The organism is Neorhizobium phenanthreniclasticum (genome assembly GCF_040066075.1).
Classification (GTDB): Bacteria; Pseudomonadota; Alphaproteobacteria; order Rhizobiales; family Rhizobiaceae; genus Neorhizobium; species Neorhizobium petrolearium.
This window is the reverse complement of sequence record NZ_JBEAAL010000020.1, coordinates 60,534-78,990: the sequence shown is the minus strand read 5'-3', so window position 1 is coordinate 78,990 and position 18,457 is coordinate 60,534. Positions and strand designations below refer to the sequence as shown.

Sequence of the window (18,457 nt, the reverse complement as noted above, 5' to 3'; positions counted from 1 at the left end):
GGCTAATCCGTGAAGTCTGATTGATGCCTACTCTAATTCTTTAAGGAGATAGTCATGTTTGAACATAGATTTGGGCAGAGATACGAGAGTGTAAAGGACCCCAACGGCACCTGGAGCATCTTCGATACCTTCACAAGCCAAACCTGCGAGATCGGACGCCATCCGGTGGTCAGGCTTCGCGAAAGCGATGCTCTCGAGGTCCTGGAAATATTGAACGCGAAGCCGGCTCAGCCTACGGCACACTAAGAATATCCTATCTCAATCACAGCCTGACACGGGATTGGCGGCGGCCTGTCGCTCTCGCCGATCTCGCGCTGATTGTTCCTCGAATGCGATCCATCTCTGCTACTCGCCGGCTTGGGAAAGCCGCTGGCGTTCGATACGGTCGATCCGCTCTCCCAGATAAAACAGGATTCGGTCGAGTTCGGCGCGCGGCACCTGTGCATCACGAAGCTCTTTCACGCCGGCATCGGTTCTCGCCCGGTCCTCCGCCGCGTGCGCGGTGCGCCATTCCATCTCATCGCGCGTGACCACCTTGCTCCCGAGCGCCGAAACGCTCGCCTTCAGGTCGCTGGTCGCCTCCCGGATCGGAATGTAGGCAAGGCCGCCGAGCATGGCTGCAAAGGTCAGCGCCACGCCAAGCGCCTGCCATTGCGGCTTGTTCCGCTCAGCAAGGTTCGTAGACAGCGCAGCGATCGACGCCCTCGTCTCATTCGCCAATGAGGTGACTGCGGCTTCCATGGCCTTGAAGCCGGCACGCATCTCCGATTCCATATCGGTCTGCCGGCGGCCGAGGTTGGTCACTCGCTCCCCGAGCTGGGCCGTGACTGCGTCTGTATAAACGCGATGATCGTTACCGTTTGCCATGTCGTCGTTTCCCGCCATCAGTCCCTATGCCCTTTCAAATGCGTATGCGAGGTTTTCATTGATAAGTCGGACCGCCGCGGCCACGGAGTTTCAAAATGCATCTTTCCATTGGAACCGATCCGCCTATCTTTAGAGGAATGATCCAAAACCACGCCCCCACTGCGTCCGCGATGACGGCCGATGAGTTGCATTCGCTTCAAAAAACCTTCGATGCGATTTGCGAACAGCGCGGACTGATCAAAGGCTCCTCTAGCGCCGCCAACGTCGCTCGAGAACTGGTCGACCTGTATCGGTCCGGAATTCGGGACCGTCGGCAGCTCGTGTCCATGCTGACTGGAGATGGTGTGTTCCCCTGACTGTTCGGTGGCTACCAGAACCACGATGCGATGGTGATGATAACGAAGGCCGCGATGCAGAAGATTTTGGACGGCTCGGTTTGCAGGAAGCGCATCAGTCCGCTCCGCAACGATACTGCTGAAACCGTCCGCGATGACGAGCGATCGACACAGCCGTCTCACGATCATTCGCGATGAGAAAGCTGTTCGTCGCCGGCTTCGGGTCGATCGGTACCAGAACATCGCAGGGATCAGCGAGATTCGCCGTCGTCTGGCAGCTCGCACCCGCCAAGCAGAGTGCAAAGGCTGGTATCGTCAGCAGTAAGTGCTTCCGCATCGATCTTGGTCCCGTCTTTGAGGATGGTGATCCGGTCGCTCTGGAGTGAGGCCGTGATTTCTGATTTGCCGGCTGCCTTGCCGTAGAAATAGGCTGGGGCCGCCATGAGAGCGGCACCGACGAGCGCCCCTGCCCCGAGCTTGAGATAATCCAAAAGACCAAACATCAACCCGCCCCCTCGACCTGTTTGGCGACTGCCTGCCTGTCGGCATTCTTCCGCCAGTAGAGAAAGATCCCGGCGAGCCCGAGCGCGACGAGGATCATTGCTAGGTTCTGCCATGGAATGCCGCCGATCGCCGCCAAGGTCGACGTCAACCCACCGCTCGTCACGGCCGGTACGATTACCTCCTTGGACTTCCACCAAGGCGCATCGAGGCTTGGCGGCGTCACGGCAACCGGCCTTTCCTCGGTCACTGGGGCAGGCTTGATGTTCACAAGGGCGGCCGGCTGCGGAGCCAGGTCGACAAGCATCAGATGGATCGCGGATCGCGTCTGCGGCCCGTCGTCGCCGTCGAGAACGCCCTTGTATTTCCCGGCCGCCTTGGCTGCCTTTTGGAACGCGAGCACATCGGCCGGGCCGTAACCCAGCACGACGAGGCCGAGCCGGGTATAATAGTCGAGCCGATCGGCATAGCCGTTCAGCCCGCCATTGATGCGCCGGGTGATCATCTCCAGGTCGCCGCGATCGGCATAGCGATTGAGTGATGCCCCATCGGGATTGCCGACGTCCCAATACCAGATCGCGGACAAGCCCTCCCACGGATCGGTATTGATCACGTCGGGACTGGCGATGAAGTCCGGGGGCTGAAAACCCTTTTTTACGCACCAGGCATGGAAGGCGCGGATGTTGGTTCCGCCCGTGAGCTGGATTGGCCCGCGCCCGCGGTTCTTGTAGCCGTCGCCATCCTTTGCCGGTGTGTTGCCGAGATCGGTGCGCGTGTCATAACGTCTCTGCGCTTCGGTCGGCCCCCAGATCTCCCGGTCGTAGCGAAACTCCCCGCTCTCGTGCATGAGCTGGCATAGATAGGCTACCTCGCGATGCGGCAGGTCGAGCCCGACGCCGGAACCGAACCGATCGAGCGCGATCATGACCGAGTTGAGATTGCTGTCATTGACGCGCGCCTTCGCGGCCGCGCGCAGCTGTGCGGCGGTGATCATGGATGTCTCCGATATTGTTGAAGGAACGGCGCGGTTAACGCCTGCGTTCATCTATGCTGCGGTTGATCGGTTTCCCTGCCCCACCGCAGCCGGAGGCCCGGCATTACCCACTCAGCAGCCTGCCGGGCCTCTTGTTATTCCGGCCAGTAGCCATCGTCGGCGAAGTCCGCCGGGATGGGATCGAGCGCCTTGAGCGCCCAGCTCGCCGCGTAAAGCGCGGAAACGTATTCGGAGGATTGCTGCCAGAGCGACATGATCTCCTGCGGCGTCAGATCATGATCGATGTTGTCTCCGTCGCGAAAGGTCGTCAGTGTCGTGGTATCGCCGCCGGCAATGCGGACCTGGGCGCCGAGCGCCAGATTGGTGAGGTTGCGGGCGTCCTCGTCGCGGCCGGTCACATGAATGCCGTTGATGATCTTTCCGGCGATGATGCGGCGGGTACGTTCGGCATTGATCGCGTCCCCGAGCGCCTGGCGCGCGGCTTCGCTCTTCTGTTCGGCCGTGACGATCTTGGCAGGATCAACCGTCCACATCGGCGGACTCCTCGTCTTGCACTTCGGGCATAGGTTCCGGCGGCGGATCGAAGGGGATCGCCAGCAGCGCGTCGGGCGGGTTGATCAGCGGCGTGGGAAAGGCGACGGCGGCGGAAGGATCGGCACCATGCGGCAGGATCAGCGTCAGCCGCAGATCGCCGCCGATCCGCTCCACCGGCCCGACGACCCAGTCGCACGGCACGTCGCCGGCCGGGATCGTCGCGCCGTCTGGCAGCCCGGAGAAATCGAAGGCTTCGCCGTTGATCGTGAGGATGTCGCCATCCTTGGTGACCGAAAGGGTGTCATCGCGACGCTGGGGAGATAAGGAGATATGCATCAGAACCACCTGCCAATAGCTGAGACACCGAAACCGATCGTCGTGCCCGTTGTGCTCGACAAAACGCGAAAATTGCCGACCGTCGTTGACCGAGAGACTGGATTGACCCAGCGCGTACTTGATCCACTTTGACTGCCGGAAATTGATGGAGCGGCAGCGAACGCAACTGGAAACGTCCATGCGACGACGCCAGGCGAGTTGGCAAACAAACTGCCTGTAGGACTGTCGATGTCGCCGCTATCCAGCAAACCCGTGCAAATCTGCGTCCCGTCACCAAACCGAACATACTCCCCGTTGGCATTGCTGCCGCGTTCCATGCTCAAACGACGCCATGTGCCCCATGCACTCAGTGCCCGCGGCCTCACCCAAAGCGTACCGGTCTGAGCACGGATATAGAGCTGAGCCGTTACGCTGCTTGCGACGCCGCAGACGATAAGCGCACCTTGTCCGGCCTCTGGAATATTGGCCGTCGTGGAAGTGACATTGTAAAATCCGCTGCTCGTTAGGGTGTCAGCATCCGGAGATCCGCTTGAGGGGATGCTACGCAGTCGATCAGGGAGCTGCCCATTGGAAATTTCACCCATCTGGCTATATAAGTCCGAGCCATCAGCCGCATCCATCAGGCCCCGGAAGAACGCCGTCAGCGTCGCCACATCCATCGTGCCGGCACCGGTGAAGATCGGGAAGGTGTTAGCTGCGCCAGACAAACCGCCAAGCGCTTCGAGATTGCCACCCCCGCCGAGCAGTTGGATCAACTGCCGTGCCTGCGCTGTCAGCCGCGAGCCGTCGCCCTGGTAGCGCAGCCGATAGGCGGAACCTGCGAGCGCGGCGCCTCGGATGCCGATCGGATAGAGCGTCAACGACGTGTTGGAATTGACGCTCTGGACGATCCCGTGCCAGCCGGGCGCAAAGAATTCGTCGCCCTCCTGAAACCCTGCCGTCAGCCAGGCCGTGCCCACGCCGGTCACCGCCGTGCCGCCGGCCGCGACGGTCACCGTGCCCGCAGTGTAGTCACTCAGCAGGGCCATGGCGTTCCCCCTCGACGCTGCGTTCCATCAGCAGCTCGTCGCGCTCGGTGCGGATCGCGTCACGATCGGCGAGCGCCTGGTCGCGTTCGGCCGTCACGTCTGCAAGCAGTTGGGCCAGTTGGAGACATCTGTTCTCCAGCAGCTTGTTCATCAACCGCAGCTCGTGGAGCGCGACATCTGGTCTGATTTGCATGGGGATCCTCATGGCTGGGCCAGTCCGAACACGTAGTAGCGGATGCCCAGAATGGGCGCGCCGTCGTAGTCGTAGCTGACCTGGTTGCTGTCGAGTGCTTGGAGGTCGTTGAAATACGCCCGGACTGGCGCGCCTCGATGCGTATGAAAGACGACCTGGCTGTCCGTCAGAGTGCAATAGGCGCTGTCGCCGGTAATGCCGCTGACGCTGAAGCCGCTGACGCCATTGGCCGAATAGAATGCCACCTGCGGCTGACGAACCGCCTTGGCATAGGAGCCGTTCACAGCCGGATTGCCAGCCCCGCCATGGACAGTGCGGAACTTGACGAACAGGAACATGCCGGCGCCATCGATCGGCACGCTATAGGTCTGATGCCCGTTGGCGGTGACCGGGATGTAATCCTCCGCCAGAAGCTGCAGGGCCGGCCAGCGGCTGTCGACGACGACATCGGCGAAGGCGACCGGGTCGGCCGAGCCGGGCCGCAGAAGCTGTATGACGTTCTGGCCACCCTCCACGAACTGTCGGAACACCTTGTTGCTGCCGGCGGTCGGCGGCGTGTCGTCGAAGGCGAGCACCATGAAGCGCGCGCGGCAGGCGTCACTGCCGTTCGAGAATTTGATCTTGGTGCCTTCGAGCCAATACTGGACACCGAAGCTCGTATCGGCCGGGTTGAGCGGATAATAGATCGTGCCGCCCTTGTAGAGGTGCAGGTCAATGACCGTGTTGACGGGCAAGGTCATGCCGAGATCGTATTCACTGGCGCCGGAAGGCACGGCGATATCGGCCGCACGGACGATCTTTACCGGGCGGTTCGAGCTGTCGAAGGCGAGCTGCGACGGGGTGGCGGTGCGCACGTCATAGCCGGGCTTGGCAGCGCGGCAGTGGCTCGCGTTGATCTGGATCGTCTTTTGCCCCGGAACCGGCGCCACGGCCGGCGGATCGACAAGCTCGGTTTCGTCGCCGGGCAGGTTCCAGACAACGCTATAGAAGCGCCGGCCGTTGAACTCCGAGGCATAGTCGTTGGTGAACAGCCAGCAATAGGGCACGAGCACATTCCCGTACGCGACCGAGATATCCCGATAGTCCTTGTAGACGCTGGGGCGGATCAGCTCCCAGCGCTGGCCGCGCTGTTGATAACCGAAGCTGCTCTGGACGAATTGAGCCTCCAGATATCTCAGCGTCGATGACGAAACCGGCTTCACGTCGACGAGCGGCATCAGGTAATCGAGCGAGGTATACCGGGACGGCTTGTAGACGTGCGTCACCACGCTGCCGGTCACCGTGTACCAATAGTGGTTCGAGCTGCTGATACTCGAGCCGGCCGGCTCGACCCCGCCGCCGCTTGTATAGGGCGCCCGCTCAAGCGCCAGCGCGCGGACGTTCTTTTCCCACTTGGTATTGTAGAGGAACGCCTGCCGATTGCTGTCGAGCGTCGTGCGGGGCGGCAGGGTTCCCTTGGTGATCTTCACGCAGGAGACGCCCTCGTAGTCGATGCCGATCCTCATCCTGGTCATGAGCTGACCTCGATTCCGTTCGCGTCGATGATGACGCGACCATTGCCGAAGTTGATCGTGCCGGCATTTACCGTGCCGATATTGGCGACGTTCATGCGGATCGCCGCCCCGTCGACCACGAAAGGATTGTTCAGGTTGCCACCCGCCACGACGATGAACTGATCGGCCTCGAACGCCACTCGGCTCAGCCCGCCGGCCAGTGCGTCGAGGTACATGGCGGCGGCCGACGTTGCCCCGCCATCGGTGGCCGCGACGCTGAGACCGATCCGCGCCAGCGCGCCGGAGGGCGTCGCTTCCACGGTCGTCCGGAAGCGGCCCGACGCCGAGAAATTCCCGACTGACGCTTCCAGATCGGTCACCGCATCCGAGACGGCCGTCAGCTCGCCGTCGATCGTACTGACCTGTGCCTGCAGGGCAGAGACCGCCGATGCCACAGATGGCAAACCCGTCGCCGGATCGAAGACCGAAGCCTCCAGTTCCTCAACACTCAGGGCCAGGGCCTGATCGGCAGACGACAGAGATGCCAGCGACTGCGTGACGCTCGACTGAAAACCGTTGAAGCTTGTCGTCAGGCTGGTGATCGAGCTGGCGAGCGCCGTATCAGCCGACACCAGGATCTCGACCTGCCGCATGTATTCCGCGGTGATGTCCTCCCGCGTCGCCGTCAGCTGTTCGCGGAGCTGCTGGCGCTCGACCGCGTTGCCGAGATCCTGATCGGCAACGATGAGGCTGATCTCCTCGAGCTTTTCGAGGATTTCCCGCCGGCCGGAACCAAGCCAGTCCTGATAATCCTTGAGATCGTCGGCGAGCTGATCGAACCCGGTGACGCCGTTGTATGGCGATGTGAAATTCCCGGTCGGATCGTCTGTCGAAACCCAAGGGGTGAACGTCTTCAACCGGTCCGGAACGGTCGTGATCGTGGCCCGAGCGACATAGACTTTTCCAGAAACAACGTTCTTGTCGGTCCGGAACATCCCGCTCTCCGGATCGCTTGACTGATCTTCGAAAAGCTCAGTCGTCCCGTCGACTTGATAGAAGAACCGAATGGCCGTGATGCTGGGATCGCCCGGCGGGGTCCAGGTGAATTCGAGCACCGGGATCTGATAGCCGGCTGCGCCAGTGATCAGCCCTGCTTCGACGTTGAAATTCTGCACCGTAGAGAGCAGAGATGGGTTGATCGGCGGCGTTGGCGGGATAACGACCGGCCCCGGCTCGATATCCTCGTCATCGTAGATATCCGCGCCGGTCTCGGTCAGTTTCAGGGTGATCCGGAATTGTTCGTCCGCCAGCCAGTCCGATATCATCCACTCTCGACCGCGCCAGACGACCCACTCGCCCTCCTGCACTTTGAGGCCGACCCGGCGGCTGACCGGCAGAGTTACGGTCCCGCCCTTTCGGTTCTGGCGATAGCGAATGGTTAGCAGGTATTGCGCCAGGTCGGGATCGGAGACCTGAAGGAAATCATTCGATGCCTGCCGCTTTCGACCGTCTGCCGCCACGTCAGCGTTGACATAAATCGGCTTCAGGCTGTCCGGCTGCCACATGAGGTCGATGGAGGTGTATTGGCCGGACAGGTAGTTGTGCCGGTCGAATGCGGATTTCCGATATTGGATGTCTTTCGCCCGATCGATCGGGATGTCGTCGGCCGTGATTTCAAGCACCGGGATTTGCGGAGCGCCTGCGATGACACCCGAGAGGCCGCGACGGTTCAGGCCATAGCCGGCCATCGCGTCGTCGAACTCCTTCAGGATCTCGGTGTGATCATCCTCCCCGGTCACCCAGAGCGAGCACTGATAGGTCTTCTTGCCATCCGTCCGCAGGGTGTCGCACACGTTCATGGCGACGAAATAGGTGGCAAGATCGAGTTGCCCGAGGCTTTTACCTTCCCCGATCAGCGTTCGGCCGGATACCATCGCCCGGAGGCCAAGCTGATAATTCAGCCGATGGACCGCCGGGTTCAGTGTGTGTTCCCAGGTCGACGGATCGTCTATGCGGTGCGGTCCCGATCCGCCGGCGACAGTCGAATCCTTGCGGGGATCGTATTCCCGCAGGCCGCGCAGCACGAACTGGAATTCGGGCTTTCCCTGCGCGAAGAGATCGCCGTTATAGGTTCGATAGACGACGGCGTAGCAAATGCCCGCGAGAACGCTGGTGGATTTCCACGTCTGCCCCAGCGATCCAGTGTTGGTAACGAGATTGGTCTCTACCCCCTGCCCCGGTCTGCCGTCGAAGAACAGGATCAGGATGTCGGTTCCGAACCCTTGGACTCGATACGCCGCGACATGGTTGCCTGGGATTGTGGCCTCTACCAGGCTCAGCTTCTTGCCGTAGAAATAGACGTACGGTTCGAGCCCGTCGCACCAGCCATTCGCCAGGGCGAAGACCTCGACATTGACTTTGTTGCCGCTGCCATACTTGGCATAGAAAAGCCGCTGCCCTTTGGTGGGACCGGTCCCGTATAGCGTGCCGACGGGTACGTCGCCTCCGTATTGAGTTTCCCCTTGGACGGCGGTGTACTTTCGCTTTTTCGGCCGTTTCAGATAACTGATGGCCAGATTGGTGCCGAATGCCAGAGCGCCGCTGATGACGGTCGCGGCCAAAGCCGAGCCAGCAAACAGCGCGCCGGCAATCGCCGTGCCGATCGCAGTGAAAATCGCCATCTAAAGCTTACCCAATGTGAAAGGCTGCGACGACATCGGAAAGGCCGTGATCTTCTCGGCCTTTCTCGGTCTTGGTGACGAAGCGCGTGCCCAGGCAGACGCCGACGTGTTCGGCGCCATCGGCAAGGCGGAGGATGACGATATCGCCGAAGCGGGCTTCTGCGGCGCCGACGGACGGGCGCCCCAATTCCACGGCCCAGAAGTCGATAAGGCTCTTGAAACCACGCTTCCGGAGCGCCCGTTGCGCACCCACAAGAGTCTTGTAGGCGCCGGCGTACTTGCGGGCGATCTGCGTTCCCTCGAGTGCATCAACCAGGGCACAGCCCATCATGAAGCAGTCGGACTTGTCGGGCGTGCCATAGGCATAGGGGTTCGTAAGCTCACGCGCGAGCGTTGCTTCGACAATACGGAAACGGTTCATGGACTCGACTCTAGCGTCTGTTGCGCTTAGCGTTTCGCAACGAAAAATAGAGATTTACGAACGTCATCAGTGCGTTGAAGCTGATGACGATGAACAGAACAACATCCAAATTCATGAGGCACCTTTGGAGGAAAGATGAATAGAGATCTGGAACCTATTGATCCAGACCCATGGGAATTGACCTCACTGGCCGTGGCGGCGGTTGCGGCTATCGGAACTCTGGTTCAGGCGGCGACACCCTTCCTTCGCATCAGACCAAGCGAGAACCATGTCGGGAACATCAGGCACCACCTAAGAAATAGCCTCCAGGACTGCTCCCGGAGCGTCCAACAGCTCATCAGGTTTCTCGCGCGGCAGCAGTCACAACAACAAGATGTGCTTGCGAGGCCATTCCAGTACGGCCAATCTCCGATGAATTTGGCGCTGCATGACTTCTTGGAATATAAGACGCTGTCAGACGGTATCGTCGGGAGCCTCGGCGCCTTACGCACATGGACTCTCTTGGCAACTCAATATGATCCCGAAGTCGGAAACGAGTTGAGAGACCGCGTAATTCCTGATTTCGCTGCATTCGCAAACCGCATCAACCGGTGGTTCGCCGGCGAAGAAACATTCGGTACCGTTCTTGACCAATCCTTGGAGCTACTTGGAGCTTTTGAGCGAGCAGTAGGCCAGCTTTCCGATAGGAGAAATTAAGCTTCCTATCGGCTGACCTGTCCCCATTCCTCGGGGATCGCGGCATTGGTTGCGACATATTCGAGACCGGTGTCGGTCGCGAGATTATCGAACTGCTGCTCGGCCAGGGAGCGCTTGACGCCCGTCGATCCGCGAGCAGATCGTCCCGGCGGCTGCAGGTCGATCGACAGCGTCAGGGAACGCTCGGAACCGGAAACTGCCCCTTCGTTGAAGCGCACCTGGTCGATCTCGTAGATCGAGGAAGCAAGTACACCGACGACCTGATCCGAGTCAGGATCGCCGGCGAGATGCGAGACGATGACGGGAGCGTTCTGGTAGTTGTAGCTCTCGATTTGAGCGACCGCGTCGTCTGGATTGGCGACTGGGATGTTGGAAAAGACGATCGTGCGCGTTGTGATCGCCGTCCCCACCGCACTCGACATGCTCCCCAACTGCAGGAAGCGGTTCGGAAGATAGGTCAAGCCATTGTAGGTGTACGGCCTTCCTCCGCGGTGATACCCGACCGTCTTTCCCGGCAGGTCAAAACGGATCAGGTCGAGGCGGCGTAACCGACCGCTGTCGACCAGCGCCTCAACATCAGGATCAAGAACGCTCATGAGAAGAACACCTCAGTCGCGGTGAAAGACGGCGATCGGCTCGCCCATGATTTCGTCCCGTCATAGCTACCGGGATCGATCTGCATGGTGCACGACGGCTTTTCGAAATGGACGGTGTCGGCGACGTGGAATATCCCAGTGTCGAGCCCGTACTTGATCGAGAGCGTCACCACACCACCGGCGTCCGATGTTGCCGCCGCCATGATCCGGTGGAGAGATCGTACCAGCGCCGATTTCCGGACCTCAACATAATCGCCAGGCGAAAGAACAAATCCGGCCGGCAGCCCCGACACAACGATCGTGCGGCTATTGGCGATCGCCTGAAGGTTGGCTTGCCCGTTGAACGCCCCTCCTGTGGCTCTCGTCCCGGAGAGAGGTCGACCGGTGTCATGGGCTATCGGGCGCGGGCGGAAGGCGTCATAGGCAAGGAACGTTTCGCCGTCATCGCCTGCCTGCATCATGAAGGCATCCATAACGCCATACTCGGTGCGCAGGAGCGGCTTTGCGACATAGCGAGCCACCCAATAGGGCGTGCCGAAGGTCTGCGCCTCGGTGCGCCTCCCTTCCATCTGGTTGGTATCGCGCGGCTGGATCGGATCGAATTTGCACTCGGTCCAGTCGCGCCGACCACCTCCGAACGTAGGGAGCGGAATAGGATCAGCCATACTGAGCCTCACCGTTCTGATAGAGGTTCTCCCTCGCCTTGTTGTTCTCCTGCACAACAGTCACCGCCACATCCTGGCTTTCCGACCGGATCGTGGGACGGAACATCGGCCCCTCCTCACCGATCACGCGAAGGACGATCTCGCGGGGTTGAGAGCTCGCCTGCGAGCCGATGGCCGCGGAGGCATTCCGGTTTGCGGCCGGGAAAATGCGATGGTTTGGGACTACCTCCTCACCGCCCTTGAAGCGGACAAGTTCAGGGCCTTTCTCACCGACCCATGCAACACCGGGACGCGCCGACGGCGTGCCTGAGGCATATTTCGCCATCGGGGATGCGTCGAAACCGTTGTTGAGCCAAGATGGCGCCGATGAACTGGTTCCGCCAAAGCCGAGCAGATTACCGACGATGCCGAACAACCCGCCTCCGCCGCTGCTGGCGTTGCTCACCTTGAAAACGGCGTCGAGCACATCATTCAGCAGCTTGTCGGTAATCCGATCAAGCACGCCGAGCGCGGCGTTGCCGAAAGACTTCCAGACGCTTTCGCCGTTCTCAAGCCCGGAGCGGAAGTCATCGAGGAAGCCTCGCGTGGTGTCCTTTGCGAACTCCATCTGCTCACGGATCTTCTCCGTGCCGTATTCGAGCGAAGCCATCCGCTCTGCGAGGTTCGATAGCTCCACCCGCTGCGAGCTGGTCAAGCCAATTCCTCGCGCCTGCGCTTGATTTAGAAGATCCTGCTCATACCGCAGTTTAAGCGCTGCCTGCTCGGTGAGGCCGAGGGCATCCCGCTCCGCCTGAAGGGATGCAATGCGGCGGTTCGCGCCGTCGACGATGTCGTCGTACTTCTCAGCTTCGGTCTTGCCGCCCCTCTTCTTCGTCTTCTCGTCGACTTTGTCCATCCAGCCGGCAAGATCCTTCAGTGCAGCTGTCCCCTTGCTAGCCGCAGACGATATACCGGTACCAATTTGGCCGATCCAATCAGTGCTCAGATCCCGTGAGACGATCTTGTTGCGGTCGTCTACGGCCGACGAGAGTGCGGCCGCATATGGGTTGTCGATCGCACCGAAGTCGACCTTGCCGATTTCGCTGATTTGAAACCCGCCAGGCAGGTTACCCAACGCTCCGTTCACACTCTGGATCAGGCTATTAAGCATACTGGATGCGGCGTTGATCATTTTCTGGATAGCCCCAATGGCGGCATTCGCCGCGCCAATGGCTGCCGAGCCCAGAATGTTCGGAAACTGCTTCCAGACAAACTGCAGGTCATGGAAGGCCGCGACAAACGACCCTATGACAAGGTTTGCGCCCCGTTTGGCGGCATCGACCACGTCAAAACCAAGCATTCTGGTAAGTTCGTCTCGGAAGATGACGACGGCGGCGATGGCTGCGGTCACGCCCGCGATGAAGAGCGCAGCGGGATTCGCGATCAAGAATGCGCTCGCCACGGCGCCGAGTTGAACAACCAGACGGCCAAGCCAGGCGATGAGCGAGATGATGCCGCCAATGATCGTCGGTGCATAGATCAGCGCGATTGCAGCAGCGGCGGTGGCAGCATATGGCGCGATGTCATCGAGCACTTGTGCCACGCCTCGCAGAGTGGAGGATGCGAGCTTGCCCCAATTGACCATCTGGATCAGAGCCGCGCCCAGCGTGATAACCGCAATGGTGACGAGAGAGACCGGCGACAGGACCATCGCAAATGCCTGCGTCAGTCCCTGGATCGGCTTATCCATCGCGGCGAGCACCATTGCTGCCTGCGTACCCTGCTGGAAACCGATGGTGAGGGCGGCCATGCCTGCCTGTGCGCTGATAATAGAGTCCTGAACCTGTGCAGCGAGGTTGACAATGTTGCCACGGCGACCCGCGATATTGCTGTTCGCGGCCCGGTTCATCATTTCGATCTGGCGGGATGCTGACTGAGCGGCGGCCCCTTCGCGAGCATAGGCTTGAGCGGCGGATGCAGCGGCGCCGGTCGCGCCACGATTGGCTCCCGCCAATCCCTCCGTTGCGGCTTCTGCCCGAGCTGCGGCGCCAGAAAGCTTATTCAGGCCGTCCGTATTCTCCTTGACGCCCCGGTTTGTCACCTCGATGCCAAGCTGCGCAATGTCTGCCATGGCTTTACCTTTTGTCGAATCCTGCGATATCGTCACGACATCATGTGGGGGACTGGGAATGCGATATGTTCTGATTGTTGCCGCTATGCTTGCGGCTGGGAGCGCTGCGGCTGATGACAAATGCGGCAGCGCGAGTTCAGAAATTCTCGCGCTCAAGGAGTGGTCCGCATCTCCCGGTGACTATGGGAGCGTGAGTGTCCGATTGAAAATCGGCAACAAGACAGACAAGCAAATCCGAATGGTCAAGGCGGCTGCGATATTTATCGACCCGTTCGGCGATGACATCGCCAGGCTTGCCATCGATCCAGACGTCACGATACCAGCCAATGGAGATATCGAAGAGAAGGGCAGCTGGAGCGCCGCGCGATTAGTCAAGGTTAGACCTCAGGACGTAACAACAACAGTTTGCGTCTCCGCGGTCCTGTATGAAGATGGATCGAAGGAAGAATTCCGATGAAGGAATGTCTCTTCGCCGTAACCTTGCTGACAGCGGTTCCTGCTATGGCAGACCCTATCAATGTACCTCCAGAAATGACAGAAAGCCTTGAAAAGGCAGCCATGAGACTGGCATTTGCGGACGGGTGCGACAAGCGTCTTGATCGGCCAGAATTATTTGCCGACGCGAAGGAGGCGTTCGCTCGCTTTCTCGCAAAGGCGAATGTCGCCGATCCAAATGGTCGCGCGGAGGAAATTGCCAAACTCATTCGCGAAAAGCCGCAAGAGAAGGAAACGGGACCGTTCAGCTTGTTCAACGAAAAAATGTGCGGAGACCTCGCCGGCTCTTTAAAAGACGAACTTCGATAGGTTCTTAATCCGCAGATTCCCGCTCCCTTATTGCTTCTGCTTCCTTATCGATCTCGCCCACATACCGGCTATCCATGTCGCGGATGATCGCAACTTCCTCCCGCCGAAGGATATTGCCGGTGATCTGGATCCACGCCAGGAGCTCGGCATTGGAGACAGGGTTGGCGCCGTTGAACCCTGACGCCTGTCCTGCCCTGATCTCCCAGAACCAATCCCACAGGAAGACGCCGGCGTCCGGAATGTCAGCCTCCGGGCTTTCCACTTCGAAAGCTTCGTTCCGCTCGCGCCGGGTGTCGCCTTCCTTGTCCTTGATGCTGTCGTACCGTGCCGTGATGGCTACGGCTTCGCAGAGCCTTTCTCCGAGCTCTTCGTAAAATTTGCGCGGTCCTCACTGGCCGCCGAGACCTGATCGTAGATCCAGCCGGCCTCCTCGACGACCTCGCGCGCCTTCTCGAAGGTGAGTTCGGGCTTCTCGCCCTTCCACGTGTGCCCGCCCCAATCCCAGGAGGCGACGGAAGCGGCGGCGCGATCGAGATATTCAGCCTCGACCTTGTCGGTGGTCAGCTTCTTCTTCCGGCTGGCGAGGAACTTGTCGGAATGCTGCCGGACGATCTTCTTGACCTCGTTGCTCTCGGAGGAGCGGATCATGAAGCTTATGCCGAGCGGTTCCTCGGTCGCCGGATCGACGAGCTTCAGTTCGAACAGGTCTTCGGAGTTGACGAGCTTGGAAATATCCATGGATCACCTTACGGGGTCAGGTCTGCGGGATTGACGCGGATCGGGAGCTGGTTGAGGCCGATCGTGTAGCGGGCGAGTTCGAAGTCGTCGGAACCGCCGCCGGGATACAGCGGGCCCGAAACGACGCCGCGGCTGTAGAGGATCGTATTCGACCAGCCGGCTTCAGGCTTGTCGTTCCGTTCGAACTTGATGGCCATGTTGTTCTGGTTCAGCGGATCGCCGAACGTGCGGAGGATCACCTGGCCGGCATCGTCCGCAATGTCGGCGACTTCAATCTGGGGATCGCCGGCATTGGCGGTGCCCTTCTGCTTCTGCGTCACGGCCTCGTCCAAGGTGTTGTACGAGTTCATGGTGGAATCGGCACCGAAGTCACCGGTGTTGCCAACCTTGCCGACCTGAACCCAGAGAAGGCCTTCAAAGCCTGCCTGATCGAGATCTTCATTCTGGGCAGTGGCGCAGACGTAGACCTTGCTGCCCTTCTTCGTACTTTTGTTCGCCATGGCTCAAGCCTCCTGTGGAAAGGCGATGTAAGGGATGGTGACGGGTATCTGGACTGATGCGTCCTCGATGAGCGGGCCGACGGCCCAAGGCTCGCTGCTGATCGTGATCTTCACACCAGTGGCGAATAGGGTCTGGTTCTTGAAGTGGTCGATGATCTGCCCGGCGACGTTCAGCGGATCGATAATGCCACTTCCCTTCGGCCAGATGACCGACACCTGAAGGATGCCTTGCCGCGGTTCTGGGTCGTCACCGATCGGGTACGGGATCGGCCGGTTCGGCAGGAACGCCAGCCGAAGGTACTTGCTCGGCGTCGGTTGCCCTGCAGGCGGAAAGGTCACGTTCGCGCCGGCAATGGGCAGCGCAGGCGTGAAGACAAGCCCCTGTAGATGCGTGACGAGCGCAGTAAAGATCGTTGCGTCCGTGTTCGCCGCCATGTACCGATTACCTATGTCCGAAAAGCCGCCACTCACCGACAGCGAAGTTTACGATCGCCTGCATCAGGCGTTTCTCAGCCTGTTGGGAACGGAGGGCGAAACCAAACACGGCGACACAGCCCTTCGAACCGCTCGGCATGTTCTCACGACACTCCAAGCCGCGCTGCTCAAGAAGATAGATGCTACAGCCCAAGGCGACGCTTCAGATCAGCAGCCTTCCGATTGACAATAGGCTGCCATTGCTGGGCCGCTGAGCGGACGAACGCATCGGGCGGTTGGCCATTGGCGCCGAACTCTCGATGTGCCGCGTAGCCAGCCGTGAAGCCGACATAGATCGTATCCGTAATCTCGGATCCTGCGATCACCGCCTCGATCTGGGCGAAGTCGAACGGGTATGCCTGCCCTTCCACTGGACCAGAGCCGGCGATAATGCGCGGCATCGCCGTGGTTGATGCAAGCGCCGAGGCCCTCAGAAAGCCAGTATCGACGCGCATACGGCCACCCTCGCGCGTCGGCTTCAGCATCTCCTCCGAGACTTCCTGCACGCTCTCCTTGAAAACAGATTCGACGGCGCCCGGCACCTTCTCGGCGAAGGCCGCCACCTGGGCAGAGAAAGATAGCTTGGCCATCAGGCAGCCTCGGCACGATACCTGCGGACGACAGAGCCGATGTAGTCAACCTTGTATTGAAGCCGGCACCGGCAACCGCTTGTCTCACTGATCGGAGCCTGCGGATCGCCGGGATAGCTTAGCATTGCTCCGGATGGGCTTTGGAAGGCCTCATCAACTCCGACGCTCTTGCCGTTCAGCACGCGGTGGGTATGGCGGACCCGATTGTCTCCTGCCGAGCGCCAGACCTTCGTCACGTCCTGGGCCTCGATCTTGCCGGCGTCGATTTGCTGCCGGATGGCATTGTCCCGGGCAGAACCGAGCGCCATCATGGTTTCGGTTCGCGCCAGCATCTCGCCCCGGAGCAACAGATTGCGGTCGTTAAGCCTTGCGATGATCTTCCGCAGCATGTCAGGCGGGACCGGCCGCTCGTCCCGAATGGCAGCGAGGACAGTGCGGTCAAAGCGCCGGTCCCGTGTCTTCAGCTCGAGGTACTGCCGCATCAGCTTGGGATCGCCGGAGGTGAGGTTCACCCTCGCCCGCTCGATGTATTCGATCTGATGTCGCGTCAGGCCGATGACACCGCCTTCTCTCCGGCCGGTGACACGGTTCTGTCGGCCGACGACGTCGAGTGCGGTGGCGCGCGGATTGAGCCCTCTGGCAAGGCCATTTTCGAGAGCCTGGCGCACGCCCTGCCGCTGGTCTTCGGTGATGTGCGTCACCATCGTCGAGGAGAGCTCCCGAAGGATGCGCTCTGCCTCCGGATTGCGGACGCCGAAGCGCCAGACCACCCGAGCGCCGTCCGGCCCTTTGGACGGCAGCTCCTCGAGCACGTTGATGCCGCCCGCATTGAACGCCTCCTGAAGGGCGATCTCCAACGCGGAGAATGCCTCCGGATCAAGCTCCATCGCTTCGATAGCGCCGAGAATGTCTCCGCGCTCCAGGCGCTCGACCACGCGCGCCAAAACTATGCTCGACTTAATGGCCTCGATGCTCTCGCGGAACGCGGCCGCAAGCCTGGGCTCATATTGGTCGAACAGCTCGTCAAAGGTCATGCCATCCGGCCTTGCACGATGAAAACGACGTTCGTCACGCCGTCGTAGTTGTTCGGGTCTGCGTTCACGATGTGGAAGTCCACGCCGCCGGCCGTTGCGATGTCACCGACCTGGGGCACGATCGCGAGGCCAACACTGCTGATGTAAATCTGCCGATCGCTGGTCAGGATGTTCGTCCCGTCAATGTACCGCTGGTCATAGGTCATAGGCACCAGCTTCGCCGGATAGGTCAGCACGATGGGATCGCCGCCAAAAACCGGGTCGGGAGGCGACGTGCGCTTGATGGTGCCGGTTTGCCCATATGACTTGAGCAGACGGTCTGCGGTGGCCTGCAGGCGGGTGTAGAGGGCGTTCGCCATCAGACCACCAGCGCCCAAGGTATGCTTGGCACGAGAAACGGCCACAGCAGCCCATCGATCACCGTGACGACCGGCGTGGCGAGCGCTGCCAATTCGGCAGGCGTCAGGTCCGTTGCGGTCTGCTGATACTCTACCTCCAGCTGCCCGACCTTTTCGCGCTTGACAGTCGAGGATCCGGTCACCACCGGCGACAGGCTGCCCGGGTTCGTGAGTTCGAGAAAGGCCGCTTCATATGCAGCGTTCACGATCGGATCGGGGATGACGTTCGACGGGATAGCCTCCCCGTAATAGGTCGTGGCGCCGGTGCGCGGCCATGCGCGCTCCTGGGCGTATCCGCCGGTCCTCATGCCCGTGAACTTCGGCTCGTACCGATCGATCACCAGAGAACCACGTTGAAGCGCCGCGGTCTTCTGGGCATCGCTCGTGCCATCGGGGAAGACATAGCCGGCCGCCGTAGCATAAGCCGTGAAGCCTGCAATATCGCCGTATCCAGCCATGTCTATCTCCG

General features: G+C 60.6%; 25 protein-coding genes. 4 read left to right on the top strand and 21 right to left on the bottom strand.

Features of this window, described 5'->3' with window-relative positions:
* Nucleotides 1-345: 345 nt before the first annotated feature.
* A complete protein-coding gene (locus ABK249_RS22990) occupies nucleotides 346-867 on the bottom strand; it encodes a hypothetical protein (RefSeq protein ID WP_348864167.1) in 522 nt (173 codons plus the stop codon).
* A 95-nt stretch (nucleotides 868-962) separates the two neighbouring features.
* Between ABK249_RS22990 and ABK249_RS22985 the strand changes: the two genes are divergently transcribed.
* Nucleotides 963-1,223, top strand: coding sequence for a hypothetical protein (locus ABK249_RS22985; protein ID WP_348864166.1), 261 nt, complete (start codon nucleotides 963-965; stop codon nucleotides 1,221-1,223).
* A gap of 230 nt (nucleotides 1,224-1,453) precedes the next feature.
* Here the strand turns inward: ABK249_RS22985 and ABK249_RS22980 are convergent, their stop codons facing one another.
* The 9 genes from ABK249_RS22980 to ABK249_RS22940 form a co-directional block, all read right to left on the bottom strand.
* A complete protein-coding gene (locus ABK249_RS22980) occupies nucleotides 1,454-1,705 on the bottom strand; it encodes a hypothetical protein (RefSeq protein ID WP_348864165.1) in 252 nt (83 codons plus the stop codon).
* Entirely contained in the window at nucleotides 1,705-2,697 is a 993-nt protein-coding gene (locus tag ABK249_RS22975) for a glycoside hydrolase family 19 protein (RefSeq protein ID WP_348864164.1), read from the bottom strand. The genes ABK249_RS22980 and ABK249_RS22975 overlap by 1 nt, the downstream gene beginning before the upstream one ends.
* Before the next feature lie 134 nt (nucleotides 2,698-2,831).
* Nucleotides 2,832-3,230 carry a DUF4376 domain-containing protein gene (locus ABK249_RS22970; protein WP_348864163.1) on the bottom strand — a complete coding sequence of 133 codons (399 nt, stop codon included), beginning with the start codon at nucleotides 3,228-3,230 and terminating at the stop codon, nucleotides 2,832-2,834.
* Nucleotides 3,217-3,567 carry a hypothetical protein gene (locus tag ABK249_RS22965; protein WP_348864162.1) on the bottom strand — a complete coding sequence of 117 codons (351 nt, stop codon included), beginning with the start codon at nucleotides 3,565-3,567 and terminating at the stop codon, nucleotides 3,217-3,219. The genes ABK249_RS22970 and ABK249_RS22965 overlap by 14 nt, the downstream gene beginning before the upstream one ends.
* The gene (locus ABK249_RS22960; RefSeq protein ID WP_348864161.1) at nucleotides 3,567-4,595 is read right to left on the bottom strand and encodes a pyocin knob domain-containing protein; all 1,029 of its coding nucleotides are present in this window, start codon (nucleotides 4,593-4,595) and stop codon (nucleotides 3,567-3,569) included. Before ABK249_RS22960 ends, ABK249_RS22965 begins: the two co-directional genes overlap by 1 nt.
* Complete coding sequence (locus ABK249_RS22955; protein ID WP_348864160.1) at nucleotides 4,579-4,788, bottom strand: hypothetical protein; 210 nt, start codon at nucleotides 4,786-4,788, stop codon at nucleotides 4,579-4,581. Before ABK249_RS22955 ends, ABK249_RS22960 begins: the two co-directional genes overlap by 17 nt.
* Nucleotides 4,789-4,796: 8 nt before the next feature.
* A complete protein-coding gene (locus tag ABK249_RS22950; protein WP_348864159.1) occupies nucleotides 4,797-6,302 on the bottom strand; it encodes a hypothetical protein in 1,506 nt (501 codons plus the stop codon).
* Entirely contained in the window at nucleotides 6,299-8,962 is a 2,664-nt protein-coding gene (locus tag ABK249_RS22945) for a phage tail tip fiber protein (protein WP_348864158.1), read from the bottom strand. The genes ABK249_RS22950 and ABK249_RS22945 overlap by 4 nt, the downstream gene beginning before the upstream one ends.
* Nucleotides 8,963-8,969: 7 nt before the next feature.
* The gene (locus ABK249_RS22940; RefSeq protein WP_348864156.1) at nucleotides 8,970-9,383 is read right to left on the bottom strand and encodes a DUF6950 family protein; all 414 of its coding nucleotides are present in this window, start codon (nucleotides 9,381-9,383) and stop codon (nucleotides 8,970-8,972) included.
* A 135-nt stretch (nucleotides 9,384-9,518) separates the two neighbouring features.
* Between ABK249_RS22940 and ABK249_RS22935 the strand changes: the two genes are divergently transcribed.
* Nucleotides 9,519-10,079, top strand: coding sequence for a hypothetical protein (locus ABK249_RS22935; protein ID WP_348864155.1), 561 nt, complete (start codon nucleotides 9,519-9,521; stop codon nucleotides 10,077-10,079).
* Between the two features lie 5 nt (nucleotides 10,080-10,084).
* Here ABK249_RS22935 and ABK249_RS22930 read toward each other — a convergent pair whose 3' ends face one another.
* The 3 genes from ABK249_RS22930 to ABK249_RS22920 are packed head-to-tail and all read right to left on the bottom strand — an operon-like array spanning nucleotide 10,085 to nucleotide 13,450.
* Nucleotides 10,085-10,675, bottom strand: a complete 591-nt coding sequence (locus ABK249_RS22930) for a DUF2163 domain-containing protein (protein WP_348864154.1) — start codon at nucleotides 10,673-10,675, stop codon at nucleotides 10,085-10,087.
* Entirely contained in the window at nucleotides 10,672-11,340 is a 669-nt protein-coding gene (locus ABK249_RS22925) for a hypothetical protein (RefSeq protein WP_348864153.1), read from the bottom strand. Before ABK249_RS22925 ends, ABK249_RS22930 begins: the two co-directional genes overlap by 4 nt.
* Nucleotides 11,333-13,450, bottom strand: coding sequence for a phage tail tape-measure protein (locus ABK249_RS22920; protein ID WP_348864152.1), 2,118 nt, complete (start codon nucleotides 13,448-13,450; stop codon nucleotides 11,333-11,335). The genes ABK249_RS22925 and ABK249_RS22920 overlap by 8 nt, the downstream gene beginning before the upstream one ends.
* 58 nt (nucleotides 13,451-13,508) lie before the next feature.
* On the opposite strand from ABK249_RS22920, the gene ABK249_RS22915 reads away from it, so the two are divergent.
* Both ABK249_RS22915 and ABK249_RS22910 read left to right on the top strand, forming a co-directional pair.
* Nucleotides 13,509-13,907, top strand: a complete 399-nt coding sequence (locus ABK249_RS22915; protein WP_348864151.1) for a hypothetical protein — start codon at nucleotides 13,509-13,511, stop codon at nucleotides 13,905-13,907.
* A complete protein-coding gene (locus tag ABK249_RS22910; protein ID WP_348864150.1) occupies nucleotides 13,904-14,254 on the top strand; it encodes a hypothetical protein in 351 nt (116 codons plus the stop codon). Before ABK249_RS22915 ends, ABK249_RS22910 begins: the two co-directional genes overlap by 4 nt.
* A 4-nt stretch (nucleotides 14,255-14,258) precedes the next feature.
* Here the strand turns inward: ABK249_RS22910 and ABK249_RS22905 are convergent, their stop codons facing one another.
* The 8 genes from ABK249_RS22905 to ABK249_RS22870 form a co-directional block, all read right to left on the bottom strand.
* Nucleotides 14,259-14,516: a phage tail assembly chaperone gene (locus ABK249_RS22905; protein WP_348864149.1), complete on the bottom strand. Its 258-nt coding sequence runs from the start codon at nucleotides 14,514-14,516 to the stop codon at nucleotides 14,259-14,261.
* A 74-nt stretch (nucleotides 14,517-14,590) separates the two neighbouring features.
* Nucleotides 14,591-14,992 (bottom strand): hypothetical protein, encoded by a 402-nt coding sequence (locus tag ABK249_RS22900; protein WP_348864148.1) that lies wholly within the window; start codon nucleotides 14,990-14,992, stop codon nucleotides 14,591-14,593.
* An 8-nt stretch (nucleotides 14,993-15,000) separates the two neighbouring features.
* Complete coding sequence (locus ABK249_RS22895; RefSeq protein WP_348864146.1) at nucleotides 15,001-15,492, bottom strand: hypothetical protein; 492 nt, start codon at nucleotides 15,490-15,492, stop codon at nucleotides 15,001-15,003.
* Between the two features lie 3 nt (nucleotides 15,493-15,495).
* Nucleotides 15,496-15,927, bottom strand: a complete 432-nt coding sequence (locus tag ABK249_RS22890) for a phage tail terminator-like protein (protein ID WP_348864145.1) — start codon at nucleotides 15,925-15,927, stop codon at nucleotides 15,496-15,498.
* A gap of 182 nt (nucleotides 15,928-16,109) precedes the next feature.
* A complete protein-coding gene (locus ABK249_RS22885; protein WP_348864144.1) occupies nucleotides 16,110-16,556 on the bottom strand; it encodes an HK97 gp10 family phage protein in 447 nt (148 codons plus the stop codon).
* Nucleotides 16,556-17,590 carry a phage minor head protein gene (locus ABK249_RS22880; protein WP_348864143.1) on the bottom strand — a complete coding sequence of 345 codons (1,035 nt, stop codon included), beginning with the start codon at nucleotides 17,588-17,590 and terminating at the stop codon, nucleotides 16,556-16,558. Before ABK249_RS22880 ends, ABK249_RS22885 begins: the two co-directional genes overlap by 1 nt.
* A complete protein-coding gene (locus ABK249_RS22875) occupies nucleotides 17,587-17,949 on the bottom strand; it encodes a hypothetical protein (RefSeq protein ID WP_348864142.1) in 363 nt (120 codons plus the stop codon). The genes ABK249_RS22880 and ABK249_RS22875 overlap by 4 nt, the downstream gene beginning before the upstream one ends.
* Complete coding sequence (locus ABK249_RS22870; RefSeq protein ID WP_348864141.1) at nucleotides 17,949-18,446, bottom strand: DnaT-like ssDNA-binding protein; 498 nt, start codon at nucleotides 18,444-18,446, stop codon at nucleotides 17,949-17,951. Before ABK249_RS22870 ends, ABK249_RS22875 begins: the two co-directional genes overlap by 1 nt.
* Nucleotides 18,447-18,457: the final 11 nt, after the last annotated feature.

Coding starts and splice junctions, on each gene's coding strand:
- ABK249_RS22895 (WP_348864146.1), bottom strand. CDS start 15,492: ATGGCGAACAAAAGTACGAAGAAGGGCAGCAAGGTCTACGTCTGCGCC.
- ABK249_RS22970 (WP_348864163.1), bottom strand. CDS start 3,230: ATGTGGACGGTTGATCCTGCCAAGATCGTCACGGCCGAACAGAAGAGC.
- ABK249_RS22890 (WP_348864145.1), bottom strand. CDS start 15,927: ATGGCGGCGAACACGGACGCAACGATCTTTACTGCGCTCGTCACGCAT.
- ABK249_RS22955 (WP_348864160.1), bottom strand. CDS start 4,788: ATGCAAATCAGACCAGATGTCGCGCTCCACGAGCTGCGGTTGATGAAC.
- ABK249_RS22915 (WP_348864151.1), top strand. CDS start 13,509: ATGCGATATGTTCTGATTGTTGCCGCTATGCTTGCGGCTGGGAGCGCT.
- ABK249_RS22910 (WP_348864150.1), top strand. CDS start 13,904: ATGAAGGAATGTCTCTTCGCCGTAACCTTGCTGACAGCGGTTCCTGCT.
- ABK249_RS22875 (WP_348864142.1), bottom strand. CDS start 17,949: ATGGCGAACGCCCTCTACACCCGCCTGCAGGCCACCGCAGACCGTCTG.
- ABK249_RS22980 (WP_348864165.1), bottom strand. CDS start 1,705: ATGTTTGGTCTTTTGGATTATCTCAAGCTCGGGGCAGGGGCGCTCGTC.
- ABK249_RS22945 (WP_348864158.1), bottom strand. CDS start 8,962: ATGGCGATTTTCACTGCGATCGGCACGGCGATTGCCGGCGCGCTGTTT.
- ABK249_RS22950 (WP_348864159.1), bottom strand. CDS start 6,302: ATGACCAGGATGAGGATCGGCATCGACTACGAGGGCGTCTCCTGCGTG.
- ABK249_RS22900 (WP_348864148.1), bottom strand. CDS start 14,992: ATGGATATTTCCAAGCTCGTCAACTCCGAAGACCTGTTCGAACTGAAG.
- ABK249_RS22935 (WP_348864155.1), top strand. CDS start 9,519: ATGAATAGAGATCTGGAACCTATTGATCCAGACCCATGGGAATTGACC.
- ABK249_RS22885 (WP_348864144.1), bottom strand. CDS start 16,556: ATGGCCAAGCTATCTTTCTCTGCCCAGGTGGCGGCCTTCGCCGAGAAG.
- ABK249_RS22990 (WP_348864167.1), bottom strand. CDS start 867: ATGGCAAACGGTAACGATCATCGCGTTTATACAGACGCAGTCACGGCC.
- ABK249_RS22975 (WP_348864164.1), bottom strand. CDS start 2,697: ATGATCACCGCCGCACAGCTGCGCGCGGCCGCGAAGGCGCGCGTCAAT.
- ABK249_RS22940 (WP_348864156.1), bottom strand. CDS start 9,383: ATGAACCGTTTCCGTATTGTCGAAGCAACGCTCGCGCGTGAGCTTACG.
- ABK249_RS22965 (WP_348864162.1), bottom strand. CDS start 3,567: ATGCATATCTCCTTATCTCCCCAGCGTCGCGATGACACCCTTTCGGTC.
- ABK249_RS22960 (WP_348864161.1), bottom strand. CDS start 4,595: ATGGCCCTGCTGAGTGACTACACTGCGGGCACGGTGACCGTCGCGGCC.
- ABK249_RS22870 (WP_348864141.1), bottom strand. CDS start 18,446: ATGGCTGGATACGGCGATATTGCAGGCTTCACGGCTTATGCTACGGCG.
- ABK249_RS22930 (WP_348864154.1), bottom strand. CDS start 10,675: ATGAGCGTTCTTGATCCTGATGTTGAGGCGCTGGTCGACAGCGGTCGG.
- ABK249_RS22985 (WP_348864166.1), top strand. CDS start 963: ATGCATCTTTCCATTGGAACCGATCCGCCTATCTTTAGAGGAATGATC.
- ABK249_RS22920 (WP_348864152.1), bottom strand. CDS start 13,450: ATGGCAGACATTGCGCAGCTTGGCATCGAGGTGACAAACCGGGGCGTC.
- ABK249_RS22880 (WP_348864143.1), bottom strand. CDS start 17,590: ATGACCTTTGACGAGCTGTTCGACCAATATGAGCCCAGGCTTGCGGCC.
- ABK249_RS22925 (WP_348864153.1), bottom strand. CDS start 11,340: ATGGCTGATCCTATTCCGCTCCCTACGTTCGGAGGTGGTCGGCGCGAC.